Origin of the sequence: Streptomyces sp. ICN903 (assembly GCF_022015835.1) — a bacterium.
Taxonomy (GTDB): Bacteria; Actinomycetota; Actinomycetes; order Streptomycetales; family Streptomycetaceae; genus Streptomyces; species Streptomyces fenghuangensis.
Genome location: NZ_JAKMAY010000107.1, coordinates 1 through 17,674, shown reverse-complemented (window position 1 = coordinate 17,674; position 17,674 = coordinate 1). Strand labels below are relative to the sequence as shown.

At 73.4% G+C, this 17,674-nt stretch carries 19 protein-coding genes; 10 read left to right on the top strand and 9 right to left on the bottom strand.

Annotated features, from left to right (window positions below; translation table 11 throughout):
• A partial coding sequence (locus L7D48_RS13570) for an ABC transporter ATP-binding protein (protein ID WP_237879685.1) occupies nucleotides 1-585 on the top strand: 585 nt, incomplete at its 5' end.
• Nucleotides 586-661: 76 nt separating this feature from the next.
• On the opposite strand, the gene L7D48_RS13565 is transcribed toward L7D48_RS13570, so the two are convergent.
• From L7D48_RS13565 to L7D48_RS13555, 3 genes are all read right to left on the bottom strand, one after another.
• Nucleotides 662-1,573: an aldo/keto reductase gene (locus L7D48_RS13565; protein ID WP_237879686.1), complete on the bottom strand. Its 912-nt coding sequence runs from the start codon at nucleotides 1,571-1,573 to the stop codon at nucleotides 662-664.
• A gap of 273 nt (nucleotides 1,574-1,846) precedes the next feature.
• On the bottom strand, nucleotides 1,847-2,707 hold the full coding sequence (locus L7D48_RS13560; protein ID WP_237879684.1) for a Cof-type HAD-IIB family hydrolase: 861 nt from the start codon (nucleotides 2,705-2,707) through the stop codon (nucleotides 1,847-1,849).
• A 294-nt stretch (nucleotides 2,708-3,001) separates the two neighbouring features.
• The gene (locus tag L7D48_RS13555) at nucleotides 3,002-3,901 is read right to left on the bottom strand and encodes an LLM class flavin-dependent oxidoreductase (RefSeq protein WP_237879683.1); all 900 of its coding nucleotides are present in this window, start codon (nucleotides 3,899-3,901) and stop codon (nucleotides 3,002-3,004) included.
• Nucleotides 3,902-3,979: 78 nt separating this feature from the next.
• Here L7D48_RS13555 and L7D48_RS13550 point away from each other — a divergent pair, with 78 nt between their 5' ends.
• The 4 genes from L7D48_RS13550 to L7D48_RS13535 all read left to right on the top strand — a co-directional run bounded on the left by L7D48_RS13550 (nucleotide 3,980) and on the right by L7D48_RS13535 (nucleotide 5,497).
• Nucleotides 3,980-4,228 carry a type II toxin-antitoxin system CcdA family antitoxin gene (locus tag L7D48_RS13550; RefSeq protein WP_237879682.1) on the top strand — a complete coding sequence of 83 codons (249 nt, stop codon included), beginning with the start codon at nucleotides 3,980-3,982 and terminating at the stop codon, nucleotides 4,226-4,228.
• Nucleotides 4,225-4,626, top strand: a complete 402-nt coding sequence (locus L7D48_RS13545; RefSeq protein WP_237879681.1) for a DNA-binding protein — start codon at nucleotides 4,225-4,227, stop codon at nucleotides 4,624-4,626. Before L7D48_RS13550 ends, L7D48_RS13545 begins: the two co-directional genes overlap by 4 nt.
• A 200-nt stretch (nucleotides 4,627-4,826) precedes the next feature.
• Nucleotides 4,827-5,108, top strand: a complete 282-nt coding sequence (locus L7D48_RS13540; protein WP_093851922.1) for a hypothetical protein — start codon at nucleotides 4,827-4,829, stop codon at nucleotides 5,106-5,108.
• Nucleotides 5,105-5,497 carry a type II toxin-antitoxin system VapC family toxin gene (locus L7D48_RS13535; protein WP_093851923.1) on the top strand — a complete coding sequence of 131 codons (393 nt, stop codon included), beginning with the start codon at nucleotides 5,105-5,107 and terminating at the stop codon, nucleotides 5,495-5,497. Before L7D48_RS13540 ends, L7D48_RS13535 begins: the two co-directional genes overlap by 4 nt.
• Before the next feature lie 137 nt (nucleotides 5,498-5,634).
• On the opposite strand, the gene L7D48_RS13530 is transcribed toward L7D48_RS13535, so the two are convergent.
• Both L7D48_RS13530 and L7D48_RS13525 read right to left on the bottom strand, forming a co-directional pair.
• Nucleotides 5,635-6,183 (bottom strand): RNA 2'-phosphotransferase, encoded by a 549-nt coding sequence (locus L7D48_RS13530; protein WP_237879680.1) that lies wholly within the window; start codon nucleotides 6,181-6,183, stop codon nucleotides 5,635-5,637.
• Between the two features lie 134 nt (nucleotides 6,184-6,317).
• Nucleotides 6,318-8,204, bottom strand: coding sequence for an SDR family oxidoreductase (locus L7D48_RS13525; protein ID WP_237879679.1), 1,887 nt, complete (start codon nucleotides 8,202-8,204; stop codon nucleotides 6,318-6,320).
• Between the two features lie 184 nt (nucleotides 8,205-8,388).
• Here L7D48_RS13525 and L7D48_RS13520 point away from each other — a divergent pair, with 184 nt between their 5' ends.
• The 5 genes from L7D48_RS13520 (at nucleotide 8,389) to L7D48_RS13500 (ending at nucleotide 12,733) form a co-directional block, all read left to right on the top strand.
• Entirely contained in the window at nucleotides 8,389-9,444 is a 1,056-nt protein-coding gene (locus L7D48_RS13520) for an ABC transporter ATP-binding protein (protein WP_237879678.1), read from the top strand.
• Complete coding sequence (locus tag L7D48_RS13515; RefSeq protein WP_237879677.1) at nucleotides 9,434-10,375, top strand: ABC transporter permease; 942 nt, start codon at nucleotides 9,434-9,436, stop codon at nucleotides 10,373-10,375. The genes L7D48_RS13520 and L7D48_RS13515 overlap by 11 nt, the downstream gene beginning before the upstream one ends.
• Nucleotides 10,376-10,470: 95 nt before the next feature.
• Complete coding sequence (locus L7D48_RS13510; RefSeq protein ID WP_237879676.1) at nucleotides 10,471-11,388, top strand: ABC transporter ATP-binding protein; 918 nt, start codon at nucleotides 10,471-10,473, stop codon at nucleotides 11,386-11,388.
• A gap of 57 nt (nucleotides 11,389-11,445) precedes the next feature.
• Nucleotides 11,446-12,165: an ABC transporter permease subunit gene (locus L7D48_RS13505; RefSeq protein WP_237879675.1), complete on the top strand. Its 720-nt coding sequence runs from the start codon at nucleotides 11,446-11,448 to the stop codon at nucleotides 12,163-12,165.
• 94 nt (nucleotides 12,166-12,259) lie between these two features.
• Nucleotides 12,260-12,733: a MarR family winged helix-turn-helix transcriptional regulator gene (locus L7D48_RS13500; RefSeq protein ID WP_237879674.1), complete on the top strand. Its 474-nt coding sequence runs from the start codon at nucleotides 12,260-12,262 to the stop codon at nucleotides 12,731-12,733.
• A 58-nt stretch (nucleotides 12,734-12,791) separates the two neighbouring features.
• Here L7D48_RS13500 and L7D48_RS13495 read toward each other — a convergent pair whose 3' ends face one another.
• The 4 genes from L7D48_RS13495 to efeB all read right to left on the bottom strand — a co-directional run.
• Nucleotides 12,792-13,613 (bottom strand): HAD family hydrolase, encoded by an 822-nt coding sequence (locus L7D48_RS13495; protein ID WP_237879673.1) that lies wholly within the window; start codon nucleotides 13,611-13,613, stop codon nucleotides 12,792-12,794.
• Nucleotides 13,610-14,887 (bottom strand): serine--tRNA ligase, encoded by a 1,278-nt coding sequence (gene serS / locus L7D48_RS13490; RefSeq protein ID WP_237879672.1) that lies wholly within the window; start codon nucleotides 14,885-14,887, stop codon nucleotides 13,610-13,612. The genes L7D48_RS13495 and serS overlap by 4 nt, the downstream gene beginning before the upstream one ends.
• A 651-nt stretch (nucleotides 14,888-15,538) precedes the next feature.
• Nucleotides 15,539-16,477, bottom strand: coding sequence for a prephenate dehydratase (gene pheA, locus L7D48_RS13485; protein WP_101254079.1), 939 nt, complete (start codon nucleotides 16,475-16,477; stop codon nucleotides 15,539-15,541).
• A gap of 43 nt (nucleotides 16,478-16,520) precedes the next feature.
• A partial coding sequence (gene efeB / locus L7D48_RS13480) for an iron uptake transporter deferrochelatase/peroxidase subunit (protein ID WP_237879671.1) occupies nucleotides 16,521-17,674 on the bottom strand: 1,154 nt, incomplete at its 5' end.

Here is a 17,674-nt window from a genome sequence, read left to right as displayed (position 1 = left end):
ACCGACGCCCTCACCAGCGCCACCCCCACCGACGCCCTCGCCCTCGACCCCGACGCGGTGCGTCGCCTCGTCGGCCTGTGCGCCCAGGACGCGCACATCTTCGACAGCTCCCTGCGCGAGAACCTCCGCCTGGCCAGGCCACCGGCCACCGACGACGACCTCCACGCCGCCCTGACGGCCGCCCGCCTGGACGACTGGGTCGGCGAGCTGCCGGACGGCCTGGACACCCTCGTCGGCGAGTTCGGCGCCCGGCTCTCCGGCGGCCAGCGCCAGCGCCTGGCCCTGGCCCGCGCGCTGCTCGCCGACTTCCCCGTCCTGGTCCTGGACGAGCCCGCCGAGCATCTGGACTTGGCCACCGCCGACGCTCTGACCGCCGATCTGCTGGCCGCCACCGAGGGCCGCACCACCGTGCTGATCACCCACCGGCTGGCCGGTCTGGAAGCGGTGGACGAGGTGGTCGTCCTCGACGGCGGGCGCGTCGTCCAGCGCGGTCCGTACGCGGAACTGGCCCGGGCGGACGGCCCCTTCCGGCGGATGCTGGAGCGGGAGCGGGCCACCGGGGAGCCGGCCGCGGCCCGGGCCTGACGAGGTCCGGGCCTGACGGGGCACCGGCCCCCGCCGGCTCCCCCGCCGGCTCCCCCGCCGACTCCTCGGCAGGCTCTCAGGCCGCCTCGTCCAGCCGCCGCCGCTGCTCCTCGTCCAGCCGCAGCTCCATCGCGTCGAACGCCTCGTCGAGCTGCTCGGTCCGGCTCACTCCGACGATCGGCACGACGGCCGGGTCCCCGCCGGTCAGCCACGCCAGTACCACCTGGTTCGCGGTGGCCCCGGTCTCGGCGGCCACCTCCCCGAGCACGGCCAGGCGCCGTGCCGTGCCGGGGTGGTCGTAGTGCTCGGGCAGCGGGCGATCGGAGCGGGTGTAGGAGCCCCACAGCAGCGAGGAGTAGGCCCACAGTTCCATGTCCGGCTCGCTGCGCACGTAGTCGAGCGACTCGTCGGTCGCGAGCCGGTGCCCGCCCTCCGGCAGGACGACCCCCGGCCGCGGCCGGACGTAGGAGTGCCGCAGTTGCAGGGCGGTCCAGCCCGCCATCCCCGCCGCACGGGCGAGCGCCCGGCCGCGCTCCACGCGCCAGGCGGCGTGGTTGGAGGCGCCGAGCCGGCGGGCCAGTCCGTCGGAGACCACCTCGCCGAAGGCGGCGACGGTCTCCTCCAGGGGCACGCCGCGGTCCTCCGCATGCGCCCAGTACAGGTCGATCCACTCCGTGCGAAGCCGTCGCAGGCTCCCGCGTACCGCCGAGCGCACCGCGGGCGCCGACAGTCCCTGGGCGGACTCCGGCCACTTCCCCGGCACGGTCGGCTGCTGCCCCGCCTTGGTGCTGATCAGCACCCGGTCGCGTACACCGGGCCGGGCGGACAGCCACCGGCCGATCACGGCCTCGCTCTGTCCGCCGACGCCGGAAGGGTCCATCCAGAAGCTGTAGCAGTCGGCGGTGTCGATCCAGCGCCCTCCCCGCTCGACGAAGCGGTCGAGCAGCGCTGTCGAGGTGTCCTGGTCCAGCCGGGTGCCGAAGTCCATGGCGCCCAGGGCGAAGTGCGGTGTGCTCACCGGTGGTTCCTCTCGTCCGTGCGGCGTCACAGCCGCGTTCGGGGGCCCCATGCTGGCGTTTGGAGAGCACTTCAAGGCAAGCGCCACCGCGCGGTCGACCCTGACCGCCCACGGCCGAACCGACCATGGCCGAACCGCTTACGGCCGAACCGACCGTGGGCGGACCGCCTACGGTCGGACCGCCTACGGTCGGACCGCCCACGGCCGAAACGTTCCCGCACCCGCATCGGCGTCCGCCCCCCGTCAGCCGGCCGGCGGCAGCTCCAGCAGCTGTTCGATGACGGCGGCCACGCCGTCCTCCTCGTTGGCGAGGGTGTGGTGCGTGGTCGCGGCCAGCACCGCCGGGTGGGCGTTGGCCATGGCGTAGGAGGTGCCGGCCCAGGAGAGCATCTCCAGGTCGTTGGGCATGTCGCCGAAGGCGACGACCTCCTCGGCCGCCACGCCGCGCTGCGCGCAGCACCCGGCCAGGGTGCTGGCCTTGCTGACGCCGGGGCCGCTGACCTCCAGCAGCGCGCTCGGGCTGGATCGGGTGAACTCCGCGTGGTGGCCCGCGACGGTGCGGGCCATGCCCAGGAACTCGTCCGGAACCAGTGAGGTGTGGTGGGCGAGCAGCTTGAGCACCGGCTCGTCGGCGTACTCGGCCTCGTCCGTCAGCAGCTTCTCGGCCGGTGCGATCAGCGCGCCGGGGTCCAGGTGGAACTGCGGGTACTGCGGCTCGTAGTGGATGCCGCCGGTCCGCTCGACGGCGAAGCTGACGTCGGGGGCGGCGGTGCGCAACTCCTCGACCACGGTCAGCGCGGTTTCGCGCGGCAGCTCTCTGACCTGCACGATCTGCCGTCCCCGGTGCAGGTCGACGACGGCCGCGCCGTTGGCGCAGATCGCCAGACCGTGCCCGTGCACATGGTCGCTGACCACGCCCATCCAGCGGGCCGGCCGCCCGGTGACGAAGAAGACCTCGATTCCGGCCTCCTCGGCGGCGGCCAGCGCCGCGACCGTGCGGTCGGAGACGGACTTGTCGTCGCGCAGCAGTGTGCCGTCCAGGTCGGTGGCGATGAGGCGCGGGCGTGTCATCGGGGGCGCGGAAGCATGGGTCACGCTCCCCATGGTCCCGCATATGCCCGCACAGGCGTGCAAGGAGGTGCCCGAATGAGCCACAGGGCGAACTCATTCGAAACCGGATGGACACGGACAGTCGGCTTCGGGGACACCCGCCCGTCCACGTAGGGGAAACGCCACGGCTCCCCGGAGGCCGCACCGGGCATGGCGCGAAACGCACGCGCCTTCTCCGCCGCTCCGGTCCGCCGGCGGGACCGGCTCCGCCGCCGGCGCGGTGGGCCCACCGGACGGGGCCCACCGGATGGGCCCACCGGACGGGGCACGCCGGGAACCCGGCTCGGCTCAGCCGAGGAGGCCGATCGCCTCCGTGGCGATGCGCTCGAAGACGGCCTGGTCGGCGGTGAAGCCCGTGCCGGGGATCGGCCAGTGGACCGCGATCTCGGTGAAGCCCAGTTCGCGGTGGCGGCCCGCGAAGTCCACGAAGGCCTCCACCGACTCCAGCGGAGCGTTCCCGTCCGGGGTGAAGCCGTGCAGCAGGACCTTGCCGAGTTCCGCCGCGTCCCGGCCGGCCTCGGCGCACGCCTCGCCGAGCCGCTCGATCTGCCCGCGTAGCGCGGCCTCCGACTGCTGGGGCGTCCCGGTCCCGTACAGCTTGGGGTCACCGGTGGTCACCCACGCCTGCCCGTACCGGGCGGCCAGCCTCATCCCGCGCGGCCCGGTGGCCGCCACCGCGAACGGCAACCGGGGCCGCTGCACGCAGCCGGGGATGTTCCGGGCCCCGTCGGCGGAGTAGAACGCGCCCCGGTGGGAGACCGCGTCCTCGGTGAGCAGCCGGTCCAGCAGCGGCACGAACTCGGCGAACCGGTCGGCCCGCTCGCGCGGCGTCCACGGCTCCTGCCCGAGCGCGGTCGCGTCGAAGCCGCTGCCGCCCGCGCCGATGCCCAGGGTGATCCGGCCGCCCGAGACGTCGTCGAGGGAGATCAGCTCCTTGGCGAGCGTCACCGGATGCCGGAAGTTGGGCGAGGTGACGAGGGTGCCCAGGCGCATCCGCTCCGTGGCGCCCGCGGCGGCCGTCAGCGTCGGCAGCGCGCCGAACCACGGCCCGTCGCGGAACGGGACGCGCCAGGACAGGTGGTCGTAGGTGTACGCGGTGTGGAAGCCGAGTTCCTCGGCGCGCCGCCACTTGGCGCGGCCTCCCTCGTGCCAGCGGTCGACGGGAAGGATCACGGTGCTCAGACGCATGCCACGACCCTAGCCCCGGTGGTCGTGAGCATCGCCGGCGGACGACCGCGGGCGCGCATACCGGAGTATGCTCGGGACATGGCGGACACGACGCGCATCACGGTGACACTGCCGACCGACCAGGTCGCCGAACTCAGGAAGCTCACCGACAACGTCTCGGGATATGTCGCCGAGGCGGTGGCACGTCAGCTGCGGCATCAGTTGCTCGGCGCCGATCTACGGCGTCACCAGGAAGAACACGGGGCGTTCACCGAGGAGGAGCTGGACGAGGCCCGCTCCAGGATCTTCGGCACGGCTGATGCCGGCGGGTCGGCGAGCGCGGTGTGATCGAGCACGTCGAGACCGTCGTCCTGGACTCCCAGGGGCTCTCCGCCTGGATCGCCGAGGACCGCAGGATTCTCGCGATGTTCCAGGTGTTCCACACCATGGGGGCCGATCTCGTCATCGGCGCCAACACCATCGTGGAGGTCAGCCATGCGCGGGTGAACATGCCTCGACTGCGGTGGGTGCTCTCCCGTGTCAAGGTCGAGCCGGTGACCGAGGCGGCGGCGAAGGCGTCCGCGCAACTGCTCAAGACCGCGGGTCTGCACGGCCACAAGTACGCGATCGACGCGACTGTCGCCGAGGTGGCACTGCGTCAGCCGGGCCCGGTGGCCGTACTGACGTCCGACGTCGATGACATGGCCCGGCTGTGCGGCGACCGTGTCCGGCTCATCGGCGTCTGAACGGACGGCTGCGCTCGCGCTCGTCGGCCGAGGGGATCTGCGCAGGTCAGGCCGCGGTAGTCGACCGGAGGTCCGGAGCCCTGCGCACGGCCGGCACCGAGTGGAGCGGGCACATCAGAGTCACTGCTGGCCGTCGCGGGCCGCCCGGTGGCCGCTGCGGAGCGCCAGCGGGTTAACAGGTCATGTAATACACTGCTCCCATGGACACGTCCCGCCCCGGCAAGACCCGAGTCACCAGCGTCTCCCTGCGAGCCGAGACCCTGGAGGCGATCCGCGCGCGCGCCGGCAGGCAGGGCGTCTCCTCCTATATCGAGGAGGCCGTGCAGCGGCAGCTCCAGCGCGAGGCCATCGACGAGTACATCGCCACCGCCGAAGCGGAGCACGGCCCCGTCGACCCCGCCGAGGTGTCGGACAAGGCCGAGCGCATCCGTGCCCACCACGCCGCTCACCGCGGTGCGTCCGCTCCGGCGGACGCCGCATGAGCGGGACTCTCGTTCTCGACAGCGAGGCCCTCTCCAAGCTCTCCCGTCGGCACCGCGACATGACCGTATGGCTGGACGTCGCCCGCAGACTGGACCTGCTCGTCGTGACGAGCGCCGCCACGCTGGTCGAGGCACGCGACCCGAAGGTGCCGCAGGCGGCGTTCGACCACGCGGTCTCCCTGGCCAAGGTGCGTCCCATCACGGAGGAGATCGCCCGTACGGCGAGCAGACTGCTCGCCGCGGAAAACCTGCACGGTCACAAGTACGCCATCGACGCGATGCTCGCGGCCACGGCTCACGCGGAGCACGGCGACGTCACTGTCATCACCAGCGACACGGACGACCTCCGCCGGTTGTGCCTCCCCCGCATCGCCGTCGAACCGGTCTGAGCGCCCATACCGGTTCTTTCCGAGGGCTTGCCGCATTCCCACAGGCCGGGCCGCGGTGGGTGAACGAGGCTCGGCCGAGGTGACGAGGGTGCCCGGGCGTATCCGCTCCGCGGCGCCCGCGGCGGCAGCGGCGGCCGTCAGCCGGGCAGGCGCAGGTACCGCGGTGGTACGCGCGGCACCAGCCACACCCCGTTGTCGCTGACCCGGAACGTATACCCGTCCCGGTGCATCGCCCCGGCGTCCACCACCAGCACCACCGGCTTCCCGCGCCGCGCCCCCACGGCGGCGGCCGTCTCCCGGTCGGGCGAGAGGTGGACGTCGTGGCGCGCCATCGCCCGCAGGCCGTCGTGCCGGATGCCCGCCATGTACCGCCCGACCGTCCCGTGGAAGAGGTACGGGGGCGGTTCGGCGGGAGGCAGGCCCAGGTCCACGCCGACGGTGTGTCCCTGGGCGGCCCGGATGCGGTCCCGCCCGGGATCGAGCGTGAAGCGCCGCTTGTCGTTGGTGGCGACGACCTCCTCCAGTTCCTCGCGGGTGAGCCGGAAGCCGTGGCGCGCAGCGGCTTCCAGAAGTTCCCCGACACCCACCCAGCCGTGGGCGTCCAGGGTGAGCCCGATCCGCTCGGGAGCATGCCGCAGATGCCGTGCGACGTACTTCGAGATCCGCTTGCGGCGCCTGTCGTCCATGACCGGCCAGGGTGCCCCGGGAGCCGTCGCGGCGCACCTCGTTTTCACGTCCGCGGTCCTCACGTCCGCGGTCCTCACGTCCGCGGTCCTCGCGTCCGCGGTCCTCGCGTCCGCCGGGGCCGCGGGCCCCGGCCTCACGCTCGCGCCCGCACGTTGATCCGGGCGAACGCCCGCAGCGCGCTCGGCGCCAGCCGGGCCAGCGCCACACCGCCCCACGCCTCCAGCCCCACCGGGACCACCGCCTTGTTCCGGATCACCGAGCGCAGCACCGTGTCGGCGACCCTCTCCGGGGCGAACCTGCGGATCCGGTAGACCTGGAGGGCCCTCTTGCGGCGGCGGTCGGCGTCCCGCTCGTCGGTGCCGCGGAAGCGGGTGTCCTCGATGATGGAGGTGCTGACGATGCCGGGGCAGATCGCCGAGACCCCGATGCCCTCGCCGGCCAGGTCCGCGCGCAGCACCTGGCTGAGCATCAGCGCCGCCGCCTTGGAGGTGCAGTACGCGGGCAGGGCCCGGGAGGGCTCGTAGGCGGCGCAGGAGACGACGTTGACGATGTGGCCGCCCTGCCCCCGCTCGGACATCTGCCGTCCGAAGAGGCGGCAGCCGTGGATGGTGCCCCACAGGTTGGAGCCCAGGACCGCCTCCCAGTCGTCCGCGGTGTGCTCCAGGAACGGCCCGGCCGCCGCGATCCCGGCGTTGTTGACCAGCACGTCCACCACGCCGCGCTCGGCGGCCGTCCTCCGGGCCAGCTCCTCCATCGCCGCCCCGTCGGAGACGTCCACGGTCTCGGCCCACGCCTCCTGTGCGCCGGCCCGCCGGGCCAGCTCGGCCGTACGCGCCACCTCCTCGCCCCGGACGTCCACGGCGACGACCCGGGCGCCGGCCCGGGCGAAGGCCAGCGCCGTCTCGTGGCCGATGCCCCGGGCCGCGCCGGTGACCAGCACCAGCAGGCCGCCGAAGTGCTCCGCGTACTCCTCCTGCCGTGCGCGCCCCCGGCGTCCGCGCAGTCCGCCGCGCCGCACCGTCGCCGGTGCGCCCGCCTCCCCGCCGCCGCGCGCCCCGTGTCCTCCGTCCGCCCCGTCCGCCCCGTCCGCCTCGCACTCCTCGACGAACGAGCCGATCCAGTCGGCCAGCCGGTCGGGCCGGGTGCGCGGCGCCCAGTGGCCGGCGGGCAGGGAGCGGCAGGTCAGGCGGGGTGTCCAGCGCTCCGCCTCGTCCCGCAGCGCGGGGGAGAGGAACGGATCCCCGGTCGGGGTGACGAGCTGCACGGGCACATGGGCGTAGGGGGCCTCGCGAGGCCGGAGCATCCGGGCCCGTACGTTGTCGCGGTACAGCCACAGGCCGTGCGCGGCGTCGCGGGGGAGCGAGGGTGCGGGGTGGCCTCCGCCCGAGATGCCCTCGGAGCGCCGCAGCATGCCCGGCCAGGCCCTGCCCAGCGGCCCCCGCCAGGCCAGCTCCGGCAGGACGGGCACGTGCATCGCGTACACGTACCAGGAGCGGGCGCCCTGCCCCAGCGCCTGGGCCAGACGCCGCGGGGTGGGGCGGGTCAGCCGCCTGCGGAACCAGTGCCCGAAGTGGTCCAGGGACGGCCCGGACATCGAGGTGAAGGACGCGATCCGGCCCCGGGTGCGCTCGGCCGTGGCGAACTCCCAGCCCTGCACCGAGCCCCAGTCGTGCCCGACCAGGTGCACCGGGGCGTGCGGGCTGACCGCGTCCGCGACCGCCAGGAAGTCGCCGGTCAGCCGCTCCAGCGTGAAGCCGCCGCGCAGCGGCCGCGGGGCGGCGGACCGGCCGCAGCCGCGCACGTCGTACAGCACCACGTGGAAGCGGTCCGCCAGCCGTTCGGCCACCGGCGCCCAGACCTCCTTGGAGTCCGGGTAGCCGTGCAGCAGGACCACCGTGGGGCGGCGGCCGCCGTCCGCCGCCACCGCCTCGCCCAGTTCGGCGACGCACAGTTCCACGCCGTCCGCCCCGGGCACGCGCCGCTCCCGCGCGCCCCCGAGACCACTCGCCTCCGCCTCCATGCGTGCCTCTCCTCCCACCGCGCCCGACACTCCCGCCCTCCGGGTAGCCGGTCTTCCCGGCATGACACCGGACCCGGTCAGGACCTACCCCGCCGGAGGAGTCCTCAGGGGCGTCTACGCCTCCAGAACGAGGAACAATCACGCCCCCGGGGTGAGGTGACCGTTGACACGCGGTACTACGGTCATGGGCGTGACTGTGATCGCGACCGAAAGCCTCAGCAAGCGGTACCCACGGGTGACCGCGCTCGACCGGCTCACCATGCAGATCGAACCCGGGGTGACCGGACTGGTGGGCGCCAACGGCGCGGGCAAGTCCACCCTGATCAAGATCCTCCTGGGACTGGCCCCGGCCAGCGAGGGCACCGCCTCCGTGCTCGGCCTGGACGTGTCCACCGAGGGCGGCGCCATCCGCGAGCGTGTCGGGTACATGCCCGAGCACGACTGCCTGCCGCCCGACGTGTCGGCGACCGAGTTCGTCGTCCACATGGCGCGGATGTCCGGCCTGCCCGCCTCCGCCGCCCGCGAGCGCACCGCCGACACCCTGCGCCACGTCGGCCTGTACGAGGAGCGCTACCGTCCGATGGGCGGCTACTCGACGGGCATGAAGCAGCGGGTCAAGCTGGCCCAGGCGCTCGTCCACGACCCGCGGCTGGTGCTGCTGGACGAGCCCACCAACGGCCTCGACCCGGTCGGCCGCGACGACATGCTCGGCCTGATCCGCCGCGTCCACACCGACTTCGGCATCTCGGTGCTGGTCACCTCGCACCTGCTGGGTGAGCTGGAGCGCACCTGCGACCACGTCGTCGTCATCGACGGCGGGAAGCTGCTGCGCTCCTCCTCCACCGCCAGCTTCACCCAGGAGACCACCACCCTGGCCGTCGAGGTCACCGACACCGACGCCCACCCCGACGGCACCGCGGCCCTGCGCGCCGCCCTGACCGGGGCCGGGCTCACCGTGGCGCCCCCCGGCGCGGGCGGCGAGGGCCTGCCGGGCGCCGGACACGTACTGCTGGTCGAGGCGGGCTCCGAGGCCGTCCACGACACCGTCCGCGACACGGTCGCGGAGCTGGGCCTGGGCCTGGTCCGCATGGAGCAGCGCAGGCACCGCATCGCCGAGGTCTTCCAGGCGCCCGGCACCGCCGGCGCCACCACCGGCACCGGCGGGGAAGCCGACGGGCAGGCCGCGGAGCAGGCCGCCGAGAAGAGCACGCAGAAGGGAGGCAGCACCGATGCGGCCTGACACGGGCAACCACCCCGGCACCCATCCCGGAGCCGCCGTCCCCGCCCAGCGCGGCGAGGACGCCAGCATCCACAACATCGGCTACCGCCACTACGACGGCCCCCGCCTGGGCCGCTCCTACGCCCGGTGGTCGCTGATGGTCCAGTCCCTGCGCGGCGCGTACGGCCTGGGCCGCTCGGCGAAGTCCAAGGTGCTGCCGTTCATCCTGCTGGCCGTGATGGTCCTGCCCGCGGGCGCGATGGTCGCGATCACCGTCGTCACCGGCGCCGACGAGCTGCCGCTGCGGTACACCGACTACGTGCTGGTGATGCAGCCGGTCATCGGCCTCTACATCGCCGCCCAGGCCCCGCAGTCGGTCTCCCTGGACCTGCGCTTCCGCACCGTGCCGCTGTACTTCTCGCGCCCGATCGAGCGCGCCGACTACGTGGGGGCCAAGTACGCGGCCATGACCGCGGCGCTGTTCCTGTTCACCTCCCTGCCGCTGGTGGTGCTGTACGCGGGCGGGCTGCTGGCCGAGCTCGGCTTCGCCGACCAGACCAAGCAGTTCCTCCAGGGGCTGGGCTCCACCGCGGTGTTCTCCGTGCTCCACGCGGGTATCGGCCTGCTGGTCGCGGCCCTCACCCCGCGCCGGGGCTTCGGCGTCGCCGCGGTCATCGCGGTGCTCACCATCCCCTACTTCGCGGTCACCACCGTCCAGGCGGTCGCCGAGTTCCAGGCGAACAGCGCCACCGCCGTCACCTGGCTCGGACTGGCCTCCCCCGGCTCGCTGGTGGACGGCATCCAGTCGGCCTTCCTCGGCGGCAACTCCGGCTTCCCCGGCTTCCACGAGCCCGGTACCGCCGCGTCGGCCGTCTACGTCCTGGTCACCCTCGCCCTGATCGCCGGCTGCTGGGCGGCGCTGATGGCCCGCTACCGCAAGGCGGGCCTGTGATGACCGGGGCACGGGCGCTCAGGGCCCGGACGACCCGGACGGCGGCGGTCCGGACGGCGAAGCATCGGACGAGGAACGAGAAGGCGGCCTGACCCATGACCACCATCCGCATCGACCATGTGTCCCGCTGGTTCGGCAACGTGGTCGCCGTCAACGACGTGACCATGGACATCGGCCCGGGCGTCACCGGGCTGCTCGGCCCCAACGGCGCGGGCAAGTCCACGCTGATCAACATGATGGGCGGCTTCCTGGCCCCCTCCACCGGTTCCGTCACCCTCGACGGCGCGGCGATCTGGCGCAACGAGCAGGTCTACCGGGAGATCGGCGTCGTCCCCGAGCGCGAGGCGATGTACGACTTCCTCACCGGCCGCGAGTTCGTGCTGGCCAACGCCGAGCTGCACGGCCTGCCCGACGCGGGCGAGGCCGCGCGGCGGGCCCTGGCCACCGTGGAGATGGAGTACGCCCAGGACCGGAAGGTCTCCACCTACAGCAAGGGCATGCGGCAGCGCGTGAAGATGGCCTCCGCGCTCGTCCACGACCCGTCCGTGCTGCTGCTGGACGAACCGTTCAACGGCATGGACCCGCGCCAGCGCATGCAGCTGATGGAGCTGCTGCGGCGGATGGGCGCCGAGGGCCGTACGGTGCTGTTCTCCTCCCACATCCTGGAGGAGGTCGAGCAGCTCGCCTCCCACATCGAGGTGATCGTCGCGGGGCGGCACGCGGCCTCCGGCGACTTCCGGCGCATCCGCCGGCTGATGACCGACCGCCCCCACCGCTACCTGGTGCGCTCCAGCGACGACCGCGCGCTGGCCGCGGCCCTGATCGCCGATGCCAGCACGGCGGGCATCGAACTCGACTGGTCCGAACGCGCCCTGCGCGTCCAGGCGATCGACTTCACCCGCTTCACCGAGCAGCTCCCGCGCATCGCCCGCGAGCACGGGATCCGGCTCCTCACGGTCTCGCCCTCGGACGAGTCCCTGGAGAGCGTCTTCTCCTACCTCGTCACGGCCTGAGAACAACCGGGCCGCCGAGACCCCGAGACCGCCTGAGAACCAAGGAGCCCCACACCGATGTACGACCCCACGGTCGCCCGGCTCACCTACCGGGCCCTGCTCGGCCGCCGCCGGGCGCTGATCCTGTTCGTCCTGCCCGCCGTACTGATCATGATCTCCGTCGCGGTCCGCCTGCTGGTCGGCGCCGACGACGCCGTCGCCGACCAGGTGCTCGGCGGCTTCGCGCTGGCCACCATGGTCCCGCTGATCGGCGTGATCGCCGGGACCGGCGCGATCGGCCCGGAGATCGACGACGGCTCGATCGTCTACCTGCTGGCCAAGCCGCTGAAGCGGCCGACGATCATCCTCACCAAGCTGACCGTCGCCGTCGGCGTCACCATGGTGTTCTCCGCCGTGCCCATGCTGATCGCCGGGTTCGTCCTCAACGGCAACAGCCAACAGATCGCCGTCGCCTACGCCGTCGCCGCGGTCGCCGCGTCCGTCGCCTACAGCGCGCTGTTCCTGCTGCTGGGCACGGTCAGCCGGCAGGCCGTCGTCTTCGGCCTGGTGTACGCGCTGATCTGGGAGGCGCTCATCGGCAGCCTCGTCCCCGGCGCCCGGGCCCTCAGCGTCCAGCAGTGGGCCCTGGCGCTGGCCGAGAAGACCGCGCCGGGCACGGGCATCGCCTCCGACGTCGGACTGCCGGTCGCCGCGGTGCTGCTGGCGGCGGTGACCGTCGCCGGCGCCTGGTACGCCGGGCGGAAGCTGCGCACCCTCACCCTCGCCGGCGAGGAGTGACCGACCGCCGCTCGCCGAATACCGGACACCGAACACCGGACGACAGACGTACGAGGCCGGAGGGCACCGCCCTCCGGCCTCGTACGCTGGAAACATGGGCACGACACGGTGGCTGGACGATGACGAGCAGCGGACCTGGCGGGCGTTCCTGGCCGCCACCCAGCGCGTACGCGAGGAGCTGGACCGGCAGTTGCAGCGCGACGCCGGGATGCCGCTGGCGTACTACCAGATCCTGGCCATGCTCTCCGAGGCGCCCGATCGCACCCTCACCATGAGCCGGCTCGCCCGGACCACCCGCTCCTCCGCCAGCAGGCTCTCCCACGCGGTCGCCCGGCTGGAGGCCAAGGGGTGGGTCAGCCGGTGCCAGCACCCCGCCGACCACCGCACCACCCTGGCCACGCTGACCGACGAGGGGCTGGCCGAGCTGGAGGCCATCGCGCCCGGCCATGTGGAGCAGGTCCGGCTCTCCCTGTTCGACCACCTCACGCCCGAGCAGACCCGGCACCTCCACGAGATCTGCCGGGCGGTGCTGGAGGGCACCAGCGAGGGCCCGGCGCCGGCGGACTGATCCGGACGCCCGCTCACGGGGCGTCCGCCCGGGAAGCGCCGGTTCGCAGGGCGCCGGTTCACATACCGGCGAGCAGCCGCTCCAGCACGACCGCGATGCCGTCCTCGTCGTTGGACGCGGTCACCTCGTCGGCCACCGCGAGCAGTTCCGGGTGGGCGTCGGCCATGGCGACGCCGTGGGCGGCCCAGGCGAACATGGGGACGTCGTTGGGCATGTCGCCGAAGGCGATCGTGGTGGTGGCCGAGCGGCCCAGGCGGCGCGCGGCGATCGACAGGCCGCGGGCCTTGGACAGTCCCAGCGGCAGCAGTTCGACGACGCCCTCGCCCGCCATCACCACGCTCACCAGGTCGCCCGCGATCCGCCGGGCGGTGTCGGCCAGCGCGTCGTCGTCCAGCCCGGGGTGCTGGATGTACAGCTTGTTCAGGGGCTCGGCCCACAGCTCGTCCGGGTCGGCCCCGGCGACGGCGGGGAGTTCCTCGCCGATCGGCCGGTAGCCGGGCCCGAGCAGCACCTCGCCGTCCAGCCCGTCCCGCGAGGCGGCCAGGGCCAGCGGACCGGTCTCCGTCTCGATCTTCTCCACCGCCAGCCGGGCCTGCTGCCGGTCGAGTGTGACGGAGGTCAGCAGCCGGTGCTCGCCCGCGTGGTAGACCTGCGCGCCCTGCCCGCAGACGGCCAGGCCGTCGTAGCCCAGCTCGTCCAGGACGTGTCTGGTCCAGGGCACGGCGCGGCCGGTCACCACGATGTGCGCGGCGCCCGCCGCCGTGGCGGCGGCGAGCGCGTCGCGGGTGCGCGCCGAGACGGTGTCGTCGCTGCGCAGCAGCGTGCCGTCGAGGTCGGTGGCGACCAGCCGGAAGGGGAAGCCCGGCGCTGCGGCACTCACCGGGACACGGGCTCCAGCACCTCGCGCCCGCCGAGGTAGGGGCGCAGCACCTCGGGCACGCGGACCGACCCGTCGGCCTGCTGGTGGTTCTCCAGCAGGGCCACGATGGTGCGGGGTACCGCGCACAGCGTGCCGTTGAGGGTGGCCAGCGGGCGCACCTTCTTGTCCTGGCGCATCCGGATGGACAGCCGGCGGGCCTGGAACTCGTTGCAGTTCGACGCGGAGGTCAGCTCGCGGTACTTGCCCTGGGTGGGGATCCACGCCTCGCAGTCGAACTTCCGCGAGGCGGAGGCGCCCAGGTCGCCGGTGGCCACGTCGATCACCCGGAACGGCAGCTCCAGGCCGGTCAGCCACTGCTTCTCCCACTCCAGCAGCCGCTTGTGCTCGGCCTCGGACTCCTCGGGGGTCACGTAGGAGAACATCTCCACCTTGTCGAACTGGTGGACGCGGAAGATGCCGCGGGTGTCCTTGCCGTACGAGCCGGCCTCGCGGCGGAAGCAGGGGGAGAAGCCCGCGTAGCGCAGCGGGAGCTTGTCCGCCTCGACGATCTCGTCCATGTGGTAGCCGGCGAGCGGTACCTCGGAGGTGCCGACGAGGTAGTAGTCGTCCTTCTCCAGGTGGTAGACGTTCTCGGCGGCCTGGCCGAGGAAGCCGGTGCCCTCCATGGCGCGCGGCTTGACCAGCGCGGGGGTGAGCATCGGGATGAAGCCGGCCTCGGTGGCCTGCGCGATCGCGGCGTTGACCAGGGCCAGCTCCAGCAGGGCGCCGACGCCGGTGAGGTAGTAGAAGCGCGACCCGGAGACCTTGGCGCCGCGCTCGACGTCGATCGCGCCGAGCGCCTGGCCGAGCTCCAGGTGGTCCTTCGGCTCGAAGCCCTCGGCACCGAAGTCGCGCGGGGTGCCGTGCGTCTCGCGGACGGTGAAGTCGTCCTCGCCGCCGACGGGGACCTCGGGGTGGACGAGGTTGCCGATCCGGAGGAGGAGGCGCTGCGCCTCGGCCTCGGCCTCGTCGCGCTCGGCGTCGGCGGCCTTGACCGCGGCGGACAGCTCGCCCGCCCGCTTCAGCAGTTCGGCCTTCTCGTCGCCGGCGGCCTTCGGGATCAGCTTGCCGAGCTGCTTCTGCTCGGCGCGCAGTTCGTCGAAGCGGACGCCGGACGACCTGCGCCGCTCGTCGGCGGAGAGCAGGGCGTCGACGAGGTCGACGTCCTCTCCACGGGCGCGCTGGGAGGCGCGCACACGGTCGGGGTCCTCACGGAGCAGGCGAAGGTCAATCACGCCGTCAGGGTACCGGGGGCGCGCGGTCCGCTCGACCCGATATGGCGGTACGTGGTGTTATGCGGCTTTTGTCTTCCGCAGCGGAATGGGGAGGGGTGGGAGCGGAATGGGAGAGGGGAGCCGTCAAGGGAATTCCCGCTGTCACCGTACAGAGGGGCGCGCGGGTACGGAGGTGGACGGAAGGGGCGTGTGCGAGGCGGTGCGCGCGAAGGCGCGTGGAGGCGCGTGGAGGGGCGTGTGCGAGGCGGTGCGCGCGAGGCCGGGCGGGGGCTCGACCGGGTCCTGTGCGGGGTTCGGCCAGGGGCCGAAGGGGGGAGAGCGGCGATTGTTATCCACAGCCTCGGGGGATACCGCCGAGTTTTCCACAGGGGCTATGGAAACCCTGTGGAAGAAGGAGGGGGGCGTGCGTACGGGATTCGCGCTCGCCCATCGATTCCCCTCTCTCGCATCTCCTACACGCCTTTTCGGATGGAAATGCCACCCTCTCGGGTGTCGATCAATCGAATTGAGCGGATGCGGAGTTTCTGAGAGGTTGTGAATAAAGAAGAGAGAATTGCTACTTTTGTCCGTGATGTCCGTTTGGTCGTTTCATGTTGTGCACAGGACGACCACCGGCCCTGTGGATAACTTCCGCGCGGCGCCGTACGCCCCTCAGGCGCGGCCGTCGACGCAGCGCGCCAGCCAGTCCGCCGCCTCCGCGAACTCGTCGTCCGTCGTCCCCCGCCGCAGCGGCGTGGTCTGCGACGGCTCCACACCCGCCCGCGGATAAGACCCCAGGAAGCGCACCTTCGGGCAGATGCGGCGCAGCCCCATCAGCGCCTCGCCCACCCGCCGGTCGGAGATGTGCCCCTCGGCGTCCACCGAGAAGCAGTACCGGCCGATGCCCTCACCGGTAGGCCGCGACTCGATCCGCACCAGGTTCACGCCCCGCACCGCGAACTCCTGGAGCAACTCCAGCAGCGCGCCCGGGTGGTCGTCGCCGAGCCACAGCACCACCGAGGTCTTGTCCGCCCCCGTCCGCGCCGCGGGCCGCCCCGGCCGGCCGACCAGCACGAAGCGCGTGGCGGCGTTCTCCGCGTCGTGGATGCCCGTCACCAGCGGCTCCAGACCGTACGTCGCTGCCGCGAACTCGCCCGCGAACGCCGCGTCGTACCGGCCCTCCCGCACCAGCCGGGCACCGTCGGCGTTGGAGGCCGCCGACTCCCACTGGGCGTCGGGCAGGTGCTCCGCCAGCCAGCGGCGCACCTGGGGCTGGGCCACCGGGTGCCCGGTCACCGTCTTGACCGCCTCCAGCGCGGTGCCCGGCCGCACCAGCAGCGCGAAGGCGATCGGCAGCAGCACCTCGCGGTAGATCATCAGCGGCCGGCCGGTGGCCAGCTCGTCCAGGGTCGCGGTGACCCCGCCCTCGACCGAGTTCTCGATCGGCACCAGGGAGCCGCCCGCCTCCCCGTTGCGCACGGCGTCCAGCGCGGCGGGCACCGACACCATCGGCACCAGCTCGCGCGTGGCCGCCTCCGGGAGGGTGCGGAGCGCGGCCTCGGTGAAGGTGCCCTCGGGGCCCAGGTAGGTGTAGCGGCTCGCGGGTGACATGCCGTCCACAGTAGTCCGGCCGGGGGACGGGCAGCCCGCGGTCTCAGCCCTCGAGCAGGCGCTGGCCGACGTACTCGCCCTCGCGCGCGCCGCCCGGCACCGCGAACAGCGCGCTCGCCTCGTGCCGGACGAAGCGGGACAGGGCGTCCCCCCGGTCGAGCTTGCGCTGCACGGGCACGAAGCCCCGCATCGGGTCCGCCTGCCAGGCGACGAACAGCAGCCCGGCGTCCGGTGCCCCGTCGTCGCGGAAGCCGTCGTGGTAGGAGAAGGAGCGCCGCAGCATCGCCGCGCCGCCGTTGGACGCGGGCGCCGTCACCCGTACGTGTGCGTCGGCGGCGATGGCCAGGTCGCCGTCCGGGCCCCGCTTCTCCAGGTCCACGGCGGTGGTCTCGGAGCCGCCCGACAGCGGGGCGCCGTCGGACTTGCGGCGGCCCATCACCTTCTCCTGCTCGTCGAGCGGGACGCGCTCCCAGTCGTCCAGCAGCATCCGGATCCGCCGCACCACCGCGTACGAGCCGCCCGCCATCCACTCGGGGTCGCCGCCGGCGGGCACGAAGACGCGCTGCCCGAAGTCCTCGTCCGTCTCCTTCGGGTTGTTGGTGCCGTCGATCTGGCCCATCAGGTTGCGCGCGGTGCGGGGGGAGGCGGTGGCGCCCGGGGAGCGGTTGAAGCCGTTCATCTGCCAGCGCACCCGGGCGGTGCCGTCCGCCTCGCGCTGGAGGGCGCGCAGCGCGTGGAAGGCGACCAGGGCGTCGTCGGCGCCGATCTGCACCCACAGGTCGCCGTCGGAGCGCTTCGCGTCCAGTTCGTCGGCCGAGAACGGGGGCAGCGGGGCGAGGGCGGACGGGCGGCGCGCGGCCAGACCCGTGCGGTCGAAGAAGGTGCGGCCGAAACCGAAGGTGACGGTGAGGGAGGACGGTCCGGCGTCCAGGGCGATGCCGGTGTCGTGCAGCCGGGCGGCGGGCGTCTCGCCCGCCATCAGCGCCTCGGCCGTCCGCGTCCAGCGGCGCAGCAGCGCGGCCGCCTCCTTCCGCCCGGCGCCCGGCGCCAGGTCGAGGGCGAGGAGGTGCCCGTGCGCCTGCGCGGGCTCGGTGATGCCCGGCTGGTGGTCGCCGCGGAAGGGGACGCGGCTGCTGCCGACCGTGGACAGGGCGGTGGGCGGCTCGGTGGCGGCGGCCGTGCCCAGGGCGCCGCCCG

Coding starts and splice junctions, on each gene's coding strand:
- L7D48_RS13555 (WP_237879683.1), bottom strand. CDS start 3,901: ATGCGTCTGAGCACCGTGATCCTTCCCGTCGACCGCTGGCACGAGGGA.
- L7D48_RS13520 (WP_237879678.1), top strand. CDS start 8,389: ATGGGCGTGACTGTGATCGCGACCGAAAGCCTCAGCAAGCGGTACCCA.
- L7D48_RS13550 (WP_237879682.1), top strand. CDS start 3,980: ATGGCGGACACGACGCGCATCACGGTGACACTGCCGACCGACCAGGTC.
- L7D48_RS13535 (WP_093851923.1), top strand. CDS start 5,105: ATGAGCGGGACTCTCGTTCTCGACAGCGAGGCCCTCTCCAAGCTCTCC.
- L7D48_RS13500 (WP_237879674.1), top strand. CDS start 12,260: ATGGGCACGACACGGTGGCTGGACGATGACGAGCAGCGGACCTGGCGG.
- L7D48_RS13530 (WP_237879680.1), bottom strand. CDS start 6,183: ATGGACGACAGGCGCCGCAAGCGGATCTCGAAGTACGTCGCACGGCAT.
- L7D48_RS13540 (WP_093851922.1), top strand. CDS start 4,827: ATGGACACGTCCCGCCCCGGCAAGACCCGAGTCACCAGCGTCTCCCTG.
- L7D48_RS13525 (WP_237879679.1), bottom strand. CDS start 8,204: ATGGAGGCGGAGGCGAGTGGTCTCGGGGGCGCGCGGGAGCGGCGCGTG.
- pheA (WP_101254079.1), bottom strand. CDS start 16,477: ATGTCACCCGCGAGCCGCTACACCTACCTGGGCCCCGAGGGCACCTTC.
- L7D48_RS13510 (WP_237879676.1), top strand. CDS start 10,471: ATGACCACCATCCGCATCGACCATGTGTCCCGCTGGTTCGGCAACGTG.
- L7D48_RS13560 (WP_237879684.1), bottom strand. CDS start 2,707: ATGGGGAGCGTGACCCATGCTTCCGCGCCCCCGATGACACGCCCGCGC.
- L7D48_RS13515 (WP_237879677.1), top strand. CDS start 9,434: ATGCGGCCTGACACGGGCAACCACCCCGGCACCCATCCCGGAGCCGCC.
- L7D48_RS13505 (WP_237879675.1), top strand. CDS start 11,446: ATGTACGACCCCACGGTCGCCCGGCTCACCTACCGGGCCCTGCTCGGC.
- L7D48_RS13565 (WP_237879686.1), bottom strand. CDS start 1,573: ATGGACTTCGGCACCCGGCTGGACCAGGACACCTCGACAGCGCTGCTC.